Origin of the sequence: Ginsengibacter hankyongi, assembly GCF_008710285.1 — a bacterium.
Classification (GTDB): Bacteria; Bacteroidota; Bacteroidia; order Chitinophagales; family Chitinophagaceae; genus Ginsengibacter; species Ginsengibacter hankyongi.
Genome location: NZ_VYQF01000009.1, coordinates 22,166 through 33,988, shown reverse-complemented (window position 1 = coordinate 33,988; position 11,823 = coordinate 22,166). Strand labels below are relative to the sequence as shown.

6 protein-coding genes are annotated in these 11,823 nt (G+C 37.6%); 2 read left to right on the top strand and 4 right to left on the bottom strand.

Translation table 11 applies throughout. The features are described from left to right. Window positions 1–55 precede the first annotated feature (55 nt). Window positions 56–1,618 carry a sulfatase family protein gene (locus tag FW778_RS19535; RefSeq protein WP_202552371.1) on the top strand — a complete coding sequence of 521 codons (1,563 nt, stop codon included), beginning with the start codon at window positions 56–58 and terminating at the stop codon, window positions 1,616–1,618. Between the two features lie 275 nt (window positions 1,619–1,893). Here the strand turns inward: FW778_RS19535 and FW778_RS19530 are convergent, their stop codons facing one another. From FW778_RS19530 to FW778_RS19515, 4 genes are all read right to left on the bottom strand, one after another. Beyond that, on the bottom strand, window positions 1,894–4,743 hold the full coding sequence (locus tag FW778_RS19530) for a family 78 glycoside hydrolase catalytic domain (protein WP_150416550.1): 2,850 nt from the start codon (window positions 4,741–4,743) through the stop codon (window positions 1,894–1,896). Window positions 4,744–4,830: 87 nt separating this feature from the next. Next, the gene (locus FW778_RS19525; RefSeq protein ID WP_202552370.1) at window positions 4,831–5,661 is read right to left on the bottom strand and encodes an alpha/beta hydrolase; all 831 of its coding nucleotides are present in this window, start codon (window positions 5,659–5,661) and stop codon (window positions 4,831–4,833) included. A gap of 315 nt (window positions 5,662–5,976) precedes the next feature. Then, entirely contained in the window at window positions 5,977–6,981 is a 1,005-nt protein-coding gene (locus tag FW778_RS19520) for a ThuA domain-containing protein (RefSeq protein ID WP_150416549.1), read from the bottom strand. Window positions 6,982–7,100: 119 nt separating this feature from the next. Continuing rightward, window positions 7,101–9,326: a multiheme c-type cytochrome gene (locus FW778_RS19515; protein WP_150416548.1), complete on the bottom strand. Its 2,226-nt coding sequence runs from the start codon at window positions 9,324–9,326 to the stop codon at window positions 7,101–7,103. A gap of 971 nt (window positions 9,327–10,297) precedes the next feature. Between FW778_RS19515 and FW778_RS19510 the strand changes: the two genes are divergently transcribed. Then, window positions 10,298–11,707, top strand: coding sequence for a sulfatase family protein (locus FW778_RS19510; RefSeq protein ID WP_202552369.1), 1,410 nt, complete (start codon window positions 10,298–10,300; stop codon window positions 11,705–11,707). Window positions 11,708–11,823 lie beyond the last annotated feature (116 nt).

Sequence of the window (11,823 nt, the reverse complement as noted above, 5' to 3'; positions counted from 1 at the left end):
ATTATAAATCTAACTGATCAGTAAATACTGGTTTAAATATTTTAAAAATGTTGCGGTGTTCAATAGAATCATCAAAATAACGACAAAGCCTAAAAGCCGTGCTTGCGGTAGTTTTATAGGAGCTCTATTGCTCATATTTGCTAATGTATTTATTCCTCAAAATACTTTTTGCCAGGAAAAATTACAACCCAACGTCATTTTTATTTTAGCTGATGATTTGGGTTACGGTGATGTAAAGTCATTTAACCCGGAAGGAAAAATACCTACCCCCAATATTGACCGCCTTGCATCTGAGGGTATGAAATTTACAGATGCTCATTCCAGTTCTTCGGTATGCACGCCTTCGCGTTACAGCATCCTGACGGGTAGATATTCTTGGCGTTCGAGATTGCAAAGATCGGTCATGGGGGGATTTGGACCACCCTTAATCGGGGCTAATCGAATGACTGTTGCATCCCTTTTTAAAAAGAATGGGTATTATACAGCTTGCTTAGGCAAATGGCATCTGGGATTAACCTGGCCTATAAAGGATTCAACCCTCAAAGATGGCTGGGGTATAGATTATTCAAAGCCGGTAAAAGATGGTCCTACCACATTAGGGTTTGATTATTTTTATGGTATAAGCGCATCTCTTGATATGCCCCCTTTTATTTTTTTAGAAAACGATCATACTTTAGGCATCCCTACTGTAACCAAGACGTGGATGCGTCCTGGGCCCGCAGAAAAAGATTTTGAAGCGAAAAATGTAGTACCTTCTATCACTCATAAGGCAAAGGAAGTAATCGTAAACGGGTTTACAAAAAAACAGCTTTTTTTCTTGTATCTCGCCCTACCCTCTCCTCACACTCCTATCGTTCCTGACAAGGATTTTAAAGGCAAAAGCGGAGTTACGGATTACGGAGATTATGTTATGGAAACGGATTGGGCAGTTGGACAGGTGATGCAAACGCTTGATTCCCTCGGTATAACGGACAACACTATTGTATTTTTGGGAAGTGACAATGGATTCGCACCTTATGTATTGCCTCATTTCAATGTTGAAAAGCTGGGGCATTTTCCAAGTTATATTTTCAGGGGATACAAATCAGATATATGGGACGGAGGTCATAGAATTCCTTTTATAGTTCGCTGGCCAGGAAAAATACAAGCGGGATCTGTGTGTAATAAATTGGTTTCATTAACTGATTTTATGGCTACAAGTGCAAATATTTTAGGGAAAAGGCTGCCACAGAATGTTGCTGAGGATAGTTATAGTTTTTTGCCATATCTTTTGAATAAAACAAAAAAATCTATTCGCCCGGCAATAGTATATCACTCAATTGAAGGATACTTTTCTATACAAGAAGGCGACTGGAAATTGGAATTCTGTCCCGGATCTGGAGGATGGGAATCCCCTTCGAATAAAGAAGCATTTAAAGAAGGATTACCGCTGGTTCAACTATACAATATGAAGTCTGATATTTCGGAAAAATTAAATGTGGCATTACAGCATCCGGATATTGTGAAACGGCTTACGAGCTTGATGGAACAATATATTGATAAAGGAAGAAGTACCCCGGGTAAACCACTAAATAATGATGCAAAGATTGATTTATGGAAAAAAGGATATATGGAATAGTAAACTTAAATTAAATGAAAAAATATAAGTAGAAAAGTAATGTGAGCAAAACACCGTTAAGTTCTTTTTAAAAGTTCAGGAAAGGGTTTTATTGTCTTCATTGAAGCCCTTTCAAATTTTTGACTTAATAGCAAAATGATTTTGCTTTTTTAAATGGAGTCCGGTAATCGGGAAATGAATGCAAATCGAAGCAGATCTAAAAGAATGAGATAATCGCCTCGTCGTTTCGGAGAATCTCTTTAGCCTTAGGGAATATATGAGTAAAAACGTACGTGTTAATCATCAGATAATAACGCGGAAAAGTGGTAATTGCCCGATCCAAGTTGAAATACCGATTCGTTATTTTCTTTACCAATAGAATGAATTGTACGTGCATCAGAAATAGCAATTCCTCCTTCTTTTAAATCATCCAGCCCGGATGGAATATAAACCACGGCGGTGGCATTTACCGGGATAGTAATATCCATTGTAAATGTTTTACCGGTCTTCTTCCAATATGAGCTAACCTCTCCCAGCATTGATTTATATGAGGCTTTTGCCCAGCGCAAATCAGCTATCTGAGGTTGAATTATTATCTGGTTATAGCCTGCCGCTTTCTCAGCCGGACGAATGCCGGCTAAATACCTGTAGAACCATTCGCTCACCGTGCCAAACATGGGATGATTGTGCGAATAGGTGTTGTCGCTTAATGACCAATGTTCCCAAAGAGTGGTAGCTCCATTAGCTCGCATATAGCCCCACCCTGGAAAGGTTTTCTGGGTTACCATTCTATAAGCAATATCATTATTTCCTGTTTTACCTAATACTTCCAGTAAAAATTTTGTTCCAAATATACCGGCAGCGATATGATTTTTATTAACAATAGTAACATCATGCAACAAAACTTTCAGTACAGCATCTTCTGAACCATCAGGAATAAGGTTAAAGTATAAAGCATAAGCCTGGGCAGCAGCTGTATGAATATCGACATCGCCCGTCGAACGGTCAAAAAATCTTGAAATAAATGCAGCCTTTATCATTTCTGTTAAGGAAGAATATTTGGTAAAGTCATCGCTTTTGTTCAACATTTTTGCAAACTTCGTGAGCAACATTGTATTATAATAGAAAAATGCTGTTGCGCTCAGAGCGACCGCTTTCGGCTCAAGACTTTCGTGATCTCCAATTGTTATGTTTATGATACCATGATCAGCATGCCGGTTCATAAAATCCACCCAGTTTTTTGCTGTTTGATATTGCTGCCGTATTAATTCAATATCTCCATAATACTGATAAAGACGATTTAATAAAACCGGAAGAACTGAGCCCCATTCCACAGGACCCGATTTTCCACCCAAGCCATCACCGGCAACCCCTACAAACGGAGCCGTTTCAGTCAATCCTCCATCGGTACGTGCTGCATCGGAAAAATCATTTACAGTTTTTTCGTAAAAACCTGACATGTCAAAATTATTCATAAAAGCTTCACATGTTGCTACTATATCTCCTCCATAGCCGAAACGTTCCCTATGCGGGCAGTCGGACTGTACACTAAATATATTACTCCTAAAGGTGTTTCGACACACCTGTTGTAATTGGTTGATGAATGGATCCGAACATACAAAACTGCCCGCATCGGCCACATTCGAGTATAACACCAGGCCCTTAATATCTTCCTTTGTTAGCATTCCCGGATAACCCGTCAATTCCGCATACCGAAATCCATGAAAGGTAAAATGCGTTTGGAATATTTCTTCTCCCGTTCCACCTGAAATAAATATATCCCTGGCATAAGCGGTGTCCGGTGCACCAACGCCTCCTTCTCCTTTGGATTTTATCTGGCCTGCAGTACTGGTCATTACATTAAGAGAACCATTTGGATATAAAAGTTCTCCATACCTGATGTTAATAACTGTACCTGACCTCCCTCTTATTTTTAACCTAATTATTCCACCAAAATTTCTTCCAAAATCCACGATATATTTCCCGTCCTCTGTCTTGTTAATTTGAATGGGCAAAATTGTATCTGCTGCAACAATTGGAGGTTGTTGTTCGGATCGTAATTTACCACCAGGTGTTTTTCCAAATTTTGCTTGCCTCCAATTGTCTGTTTTCAGACCAGCTTTATTCCACCCCGGGATTTCTTTACGTGCATCATATACTTCTCCCAAATAAATGTTGTTGCGAATAACAGGGCCGGAAGTCACCTTCCAGGTATTGTCAGAAACAATTTGATCTGTTGTTCCATCGGAATATTCAATATTCATTTGCATAATGAATTTTGGATTACCCACAGATAGACTTTTTCTTAAGTCTATTCGTCCCCACATTTTCAATGGCAATGGGTTATACCAGCCGTTCCCTAATGATATTCCGAGGCAATTATCGTCTGCCTTTAAATAAGATGTAACGTTGTAAGTACTATATAAAATTCTTTTGGAATAGTCTGTCCAACCCGGGTCGAGCAATTTCTTGCCAATCCGTTTCCCATTCAGATAAGCTTCATAATAACCTATACCGCTCACGTACATTATGGCCCTGCTTATTTTCTTTTGTATCTTAAATTCTCGCCTAAAAAGTGGGGCCGGATTGTCATCGTAAAGGATGCTGTCATCTGGTGAAAACGATTTTGTATCCTCGATCCATTTTCCTTTCCAGTCCGAATCAGTTAATAAACCCATGGTCCAATTTGCAATCTGACTCCATTTTGACATGTGATGATAATTATCCCACACTTGCACACGCCAGTAGCAGCGCATATTAGATCTAAGCGTCTTACCGTTGTAAATTATATTATTAGATTGAGAAGTGTCTACTTTTCTGCTATCCCATAGATCTGGTTTGCCCGAAAGGAGTTTGTCTGTGCTACTTGCAACCTGAATGCGAAAAGCAGTTTGGTATTGTCCGCGTTCATCAGTAGTAATATTCATAATCCAGCCCAAACGTGGATGAAGCATATCAAGTCCCAAAGGATCATTCTGGTATTCACAACTTAGGGCCTGAACCGATAATTCTTTATTAATTTTTTTCCCTTTCCTGATTGGGCTCGCATAGCCGATAAGCGTTAGAGATAATGATGAGACAAGCAACAGTATACGATGAAATTTATTTACATCTGTTGTACTGATTAATTTATTTCTGTTTAACATATCCTATGATTTGAAATTATTTCAATAAAATTATTCAGAAAAACTATCATGAATGATGTGTGGCAAAGCATTGAATAAATAGCTTTCTTATTCTCTCAAAACCCCCAAAGAGATTAAGAATTTATCGGCTTCAATTAGAGTTTTGTCAACAAAATCTTTTTTATTAAAAAAACCGTGATCTTCACCTTCATACAAAATTAAATCGCAGCGGCTACCTACTTTTTTCATCACAGTTTGGTAGTACCGCATAGTGGCCACCGGAATCAAATGATCCTTTGTCCCCAAGAAAATAATAGTTGGGGGAGCTCCTTTATGGATATTATGCAAAGGGGAAAAGTTCTTATATGCTTCACCTATTCTTTCATATCCGTAACCGCCAGGGCCATTATCAATCACAGGATTGAAAAGTATCAGGGCATTTGGTATACAGCTAACAGACTGGTCATCTGTTAACTCATTATATCCATCAACCAGCGCAGCTCCAGCAGCCAGTTGGCCCCCAGCAGAGCCTCCTGATCCTATTAAAGAATCTTTATTGATGTGAAATCTGTCAGCATTTTCCCTTACAAATCTAATTGCCGATTTAGCGTCTTTCAAAGATTCAAATGGTGTCGTTCCTTGTTTGGATTCAGTTCTATAATCTGCTAAAAAACAAACCATTCCTTCCTTCACGAAATGTTTTGCGAAGATTTTGAACTGATTAACATTTCTGGAAATCCAACCTCCGCCGTAAAAGAAAACTATGCAAGGGTATTTTTTACCTTTTTCCATTGAAGGAGGGTATAAAACTTCCATTTTCAAAATTGTACTATCGATTTTCTTATAAATGACAAAATTGTCTATGCCTTCTTTCTGCTGAGCAAAAGTTTCAACACATAGACAAAATAGCAAGATGAAAAAAATAAAATTTTTTATCATGGGAATATATCAATTTGGATGATTAGAAGTGTTTGCCCGTATAATTGAATTCATTGTAAATTCAATTAACGTGGTTCTTGCTCGATATAATCTTCAATTCAAATTTATACTAATGCATGACCATTAAGAGTTCGTTTTTAATCAATAATTAACCAATATTACCCAAAATGGGTTCCAGGGCAGAAAACCATAGATGGCAGAACGAGAATCAATATTCAAAAACTGGTTACTTATGAATTTCCGGCTATTTAAAATTATATAGCTGATTATGCTTAGTTAATTTTTTCCAATAACCTGATACGTAGAAATGATTGATTAATTTTTAAGATCACCAGGGTGAACGTTTTTTTTGAATTTATCAAGACCAAACATGGAAGGTTGATAAGGCCGCAGCGTTTCTACATCACCGCAGGGAGGTATCATTTTTTCCAATCCAACAGCCCATAGCGATGCGTTTACCAGTAACCTGCGTAGGTCTTCATTCTGAAGATCTATTCCTGCTCCCATTGTGGTGGTGAATACCCTTTGCTTTATTCCTTTTTCATTTACTAAGGTTCTTGTCCAGGCAACAGGCATAATTGACTTATCCAGGTTAACCGGTGCTTTTGCATCCATACCTTTTGTACACTGACCATAAACGAGCACTTTTGTATCCTCAGGTAATTCTCTTACTTCATAAACGTCTGTTGGGCACCAGATATCTTTTACCCCGTTAAGTATAGGATTCTTTTCGTTCTGCGCAATGCCGTTAATTAAACCTCTTGTTCCTTCGCTTCCATGAAGGCCATGATGGTCGATCCATGTTTCACCTAAAATTCTGCGGCCGAATCCATCTACCCATCCTGATTCCCCGCTTCTGAAATCATATTTGGCGTAAGGGCTTTTTAGATTTCGTTTATAATTGAAAGCGTGTGTGGAGGTACGAAGGGCAACAATGGGTTTACCCGACTCAACATACTCATCGATATATTTCATTTGTTCATCAGGCAATTCCCTGAAACGAATCAGCATGAACATCAGATCTGCACTTTCAAGACTTTCAAGGCCAGGAATGTTCGCTAGATTATTCGGATCAATATTGCCTGTTGCAGGATCGATAGAGAACAGTACGGTACAGTTGAAACCGTATTTTCGAGAAAGTATTTCTGCCATCATAGGCAAGCCTTCTTCCGAACGGTATTCCTCATCGCCACAGATAAAAACGATATGCTTTCCATATCCAGGGCCTTGTGAACCTTCGAAGGTCAGCAGGTTTGCGGATTGTCCGATTGAAGCAATATTTAGTAATAAAATACAACCAATGATAAATAATTTTTTCATTTAAGTGTGTTTAGCGCAAAAAATTGATCAAGTTCTGGTACTTTCAGATTAATCTGATTTTATGATTATTGAATTCTTTATTTTATTCGCGAATTAGATAACCGGATAGGATATTTCAATCAAAGCCCAAGTTCTTGAATGACTTTATCATAATCGGGATTACCGGAATAATATTTCTTTAATACTAGTGCATATGGCGTGGCTTTATTTATTTGATTGGACTGCATGTATAAAATACATAGTGCATAATTAATATCTGCGTCTAATGGTGAAAATTCCAATCCTTTAACAAACATAATTACTGCTTGTTTTATTTTATTATTCTGCTCCAACAGCAACCCATAATTGTAATACACTCTGGGGTTTTGTGTTTTTAATGCTACTGCCTTTGAAAGGCATTCTTCCGCTTTCGTTGGATCCTTCATTTCATTGTAGAGTAACGCCATGTTGAAATAAATACGATCGTTTTTTGGATCCGTCAATAAAGCGTCCTGTAATACTGTTAAGGCTTTATTGTTTTCACCTTTTATATTATATAGTACTGATAAATTCAAACGGGCATAATTCAGGGCAGTATCTTTTTTCAAACCCAGCAGGTAAAACTTTTCGGCATTGTAATAGTCATTGAGCTTTAAATAATAATCTCCCGCCAACGCATCTCCCGTTGCAAAATCTGTTTGGTATAAAGTATACTTTTCCAATTCATTTCTTGCCTTGGTAAAAGCAGTATAGTAAGCCGGGGGTATCTGGCTGGAGGGGATAGTAATAAATAAATCTGCTGCGGCAATGCGAACTGCCCTGACATTATCAGTGAGGGCAGGGCCGGTTGCATCCATCCATACTTGTGCAGGAAAATCGGCAAGGCTTCGTAAAGCCTCATACCGGATCTGTGCATTTTTATCCTTAAGGCTTTTTATTAATGTTTGAGAACTGTTATTGGTGTTTATATTTTTTAGATAATACAGGGCAGTTGCCTTTATAATAGCGGGTGTAGCTGTGTCATTTAATAAGCGCATAATGTGGCCTTCGCTATTGGCATCTTCTTTACTCGCCGGAATCAGATCTTCGGCAAAATGATAGGTTCGGTTAGGGCCATACCATTTAGTAATTGCATTGGCTGTCCATGTTGCTGACTTATCTTTGTGACAATTATTGCAGGCATTCGGAGTGCCGTATTTTACCGATAGATCAGGCCGGGGAATGCGGAAAGTATGGTCGTACCTGAGATCATTACCCATGTAAATCTTTGAAGGCATGTGGCAGCTTTTGCATTCTGCCCCTATTGTTCCTGTCTGGTGAAAAGTATGCGAAATATCATCATAAGTTTTGGCATGGCATTGCAGGCATAATGCGTTGTTTGTATACAAAACTTTGCCGGAATGCGGGTTGTGGCAATTGCTACATTCCACGCCACGGCTATACATTTTACTTTCTAAAAAGGAGGTGTAAACATAATCTTCATCTTTTGCCTGTCCATCGGCATAGTAAAATTCTTTCGTAGGGATCTGAGGTATATAGTTATCAAGGAACTCTGATGATACTGGCTTATCGGCACTAACTTCTGATCTGCGTGAGTGGCACGGGGAGCAAGTGTTAATTTGGGTTAAGTGGTCACCGGATTTTGTCATTTGCAGGCAGGAATTCTTTACCTTTTTCCCATTCTTATAGCCGTCGCTTTTTATATAATCGATATGCAATTGACCTGGACCATGACAACTTTCGCAACTTACCGTCATCACGCTGTAGGTGGTATGATACGTATTATTTTCATAATCGTAATTTTTCTGCAGGTTGGTGCTGTGGCAGGCAGCACACATGGTATTCCAGTTTTGGGCATTGCCTGTCCAATGCAGCCAGTCGTGTGAAGGGATTTTCTGACCTGCATATTGATGAAACCATTTTTTATTCTTTGAATCCCAGCTTTGCCTTGTAACCTGCAATTTCTCTCCGGGAAATGAAATCAGGTATTGTTGAAGCGGATAATAACCAAACGTATATTTTATTTCATAATCGTGATACTTGTTATCATTTCCCTGTGTATTGATAAAATATTTTTCACCTTTTTTAAAAAATTTGCTGGTAATACCGTCTGCAGAATAGGACGTATTATTAAAGTCACCTTCAACTGTTGAATCATTGGCTACTTGCATGGCTTTAAAATGGTCGGACGATAGCCAATCTTTATATTGGCTTGCATGACAACTTTTACATGCCTGGTCACCCACATAGCTATTTACCTTTTGATCATTTGTTTTCCCGCTATTGGTCGTACATTGCTCTATCAGCATAATGCCCCCGCCAAAAAAAGCCAGCATCACTATGAGCGTAATATTTCCCCTTTTCATCTTTTTAAAAGTTAAGTAGCTTTTTGATTGCAGTGACAATTTTATTCTTCATTAACTAGTCCACAACTTGCTCTCAATAGATTTGTATCATAAGACGTTTTTTTATTACATGAAACCCCTAAAAAACAAATATTTTGTCGGCATTATGGTTTCATAACAACCATATTGTGCCAGTAATTCCTGTTTTTTTCTTAACTACAAGTACATCCCGACTAAAATATCTTAAAGTCTTATATAAACTTTGTTCGCATACACCCAATCTTTTAAAACAATATTGTTGTTATTATAGCATCCCTTTTCAAATGCAAAACTTCAAGGGCTATTTAGATCAGGAGACGGTTGCTGCTGAAAAAAAAACTTTCACTAATTGGCTGATCAAAGATGAAATATTTTATGATTTTTTTGGATAAAACAATTGAGATATTACTGGGTAATAGGGGCTATTTCTTTTTGTTGATATCATAAATAAGCAATTAGCCTAAGATCGAAGCCATATTTCATTTTATTCATTCTAAAAAGTGAGCGTCTTTTTCTCAATGTTAGCAATCCTCGTTTCCAATTATTAAACTTCGTCTATTACAAAAGTATATCAAAGGATGTCCAAAACAGTTCATTTTTTAATCAATAGTTTACCAATATTATCCAAGATCATGTACACCACATCTTTGAACGAATAAATCTATTATATTGTATGCCAAGAATTTTCAATTTTTAAAAGGGGTTTGTCTCAGGTCGTTCGTTATTTAAATTTTGAGAAATGCGAAGTCCAGCAACATTTTTTTTGGTATCCAGTTAGTATCGTGTGGAATGAAAATCAATTGTTGGGCACCACGAACTGTGCTTATGAATTAAAGAATCTCAAAAAATTTATGAGTTTTTTTTAAAGTGCTTCAGAAAATACATTCTGGAATAGATGTTAAATACGAAAAACCCCGGTAAAATAAATGCTTGACATTTTAAAATACAAAAGAATGAGCCGGCAAAACAAAATACAATTGTGTGTGTTTTTATTGTGCGTACTGACAATATCGTTGAATTTATTCGGGCAAAAAAATATTGAATCAGGAGGAATTACACCTAGGAAAAATAACCGAAGGCCCAATATCATATTTATACTGACAGATGACCAGCGATGGGATGCTTTGGGAGCAATGGGCAATCCGATCATCAGAACTCCAAATCTAGATAAACTTGCGACAGCAGGAATTCTGTTCCAGAACGCATATGTAACAACTTCAATTTGTGCCGTTAGCCGGGCCAGTATTTTGACCGGTCAGTATCAATCTCGTCATAAGATAAGTGACTTCAAAACCGACCTGAATGCAGAAGCCTTTTCGACGACCTATCCTATTCTATTAAAGGAATCCGGTTATAAGATTGGTTTCATAGGGAAGTTTGGCGTAGGACATCATCCACCAGGTCAGCTTTTTGATTTTTGGCGTAATATCGCTCCGGCGTATGTAATTAAAGGTAAAAATGGCCGAAAAATTCATAATACGGATACAGTGAGCAATGCCATTCAAGAATTTTTAGATCATTCCGATCTTGATAAACCGTTTTGTCTTTCAATAAGTTTTAAGGCGCCACATGAGGAAGATGGTGATCCGCCTATATATATCATCCAACCAAAATATAAAGATTATTATAAAAATGTTACTATCCCGGAACCGGTAACGGCAAAACCCGAGTATTGGAATCACTTTCCCGATTTTTTCAGAACAGACAGTAATTTTGCAAGAGCAAGGTGGAAGGGGCTATTCGGAACTCCGGAATTGTATCAGAAAAATGTAAAAAACTATTATCGCCTCATAACGGGAGTGGATGATGTAGTTGGTGATATGATCAAAAAGTTAGATCAATTAGGTATTGCTGAAAATACTATTATCATATTGATGGGAGACAATGGGATGTTCCTGGGTGAGCATGGTATGGAGGGGAAATGGTATGGATATGAGGAATCAATCAGGGTGCCTCTCTTTATTTACGATCCTTTATTACCTGATAAAATTAAACAGATAAAGCCACAACAAATAGCATTGAATATTGATATTGCTCCAACTATCCTTTCGTTAGCGGGTCTTCCTATTCCAAAAAATATGCAAGGCGTAAATCTTATCGATGTTGTGGAAAATAAAATACCGGAACGGAAAGATTTCTTTTATCAGCATTATTTCGTTGGTAGTCCTGGAATTCCAAAAGAAGAGGGAGTAGTAACAAAGAATTTTAAATATATGAAATATATTGAACACAACTATGAGGAGTTGTTTGATATAAAACATGATCCTCATGAAACAACGAATTTGGCGAATGATACAAGGTATAAAAAGAAATTAATTCGATTAAAAGAGCGATATAATGAACTTAAAAAGGCGATTGAATAAATTTCGTAATGGGCTACGAACGAATTCTATGCAAGATTAAGATTGGGAGGTTATTATTACTTTAGCTCACAAATCCGTTGAAAATGCGAACATTATTGATGGCTAATGGAAAGGGG

What these genes read in the sequence shown, in the direction of transcription:
- FW778_RS19530 (WP_150416550.1), bottom strand. Translation starts at nt 4,743, where the DNA reads ATGTTAAACAGAAATAAATTAATCAGTACAACAGATGTAAATAAATTT.
- FW778_RS19525 (WP_202552370.1), bottom strand. Translation starts at nt 5,661, where the DNA reads ATGATAAAAAATTTTATTTTTTTCATCTTGCTATTTTGTCTATGTGTT.
- FW778_RS19520 (WP_150416549.1), bottom strand. Translation starts at nt 6,981, where the DNA reads ATGAAAAAATTATTTATCATTGGTTGTATTTTATTACTAAATATTGCT.
- FW778_RS19515 (WP_150416548.1), bottom strand. Translation starts at nt 9,326, where the DNA reads ATGAAAAGGGGAAATATTACGCTCATAGTGATGCTGGCTTTTTTTGGC.
- FW778_RS19510 (WP_202552369.1), top strand. Translation starts at nt 10,298, where the DNA reads ATGAGCCGGCAAAACAAAATACAATTGTGTGTGTTTTTATTGTGCGTA.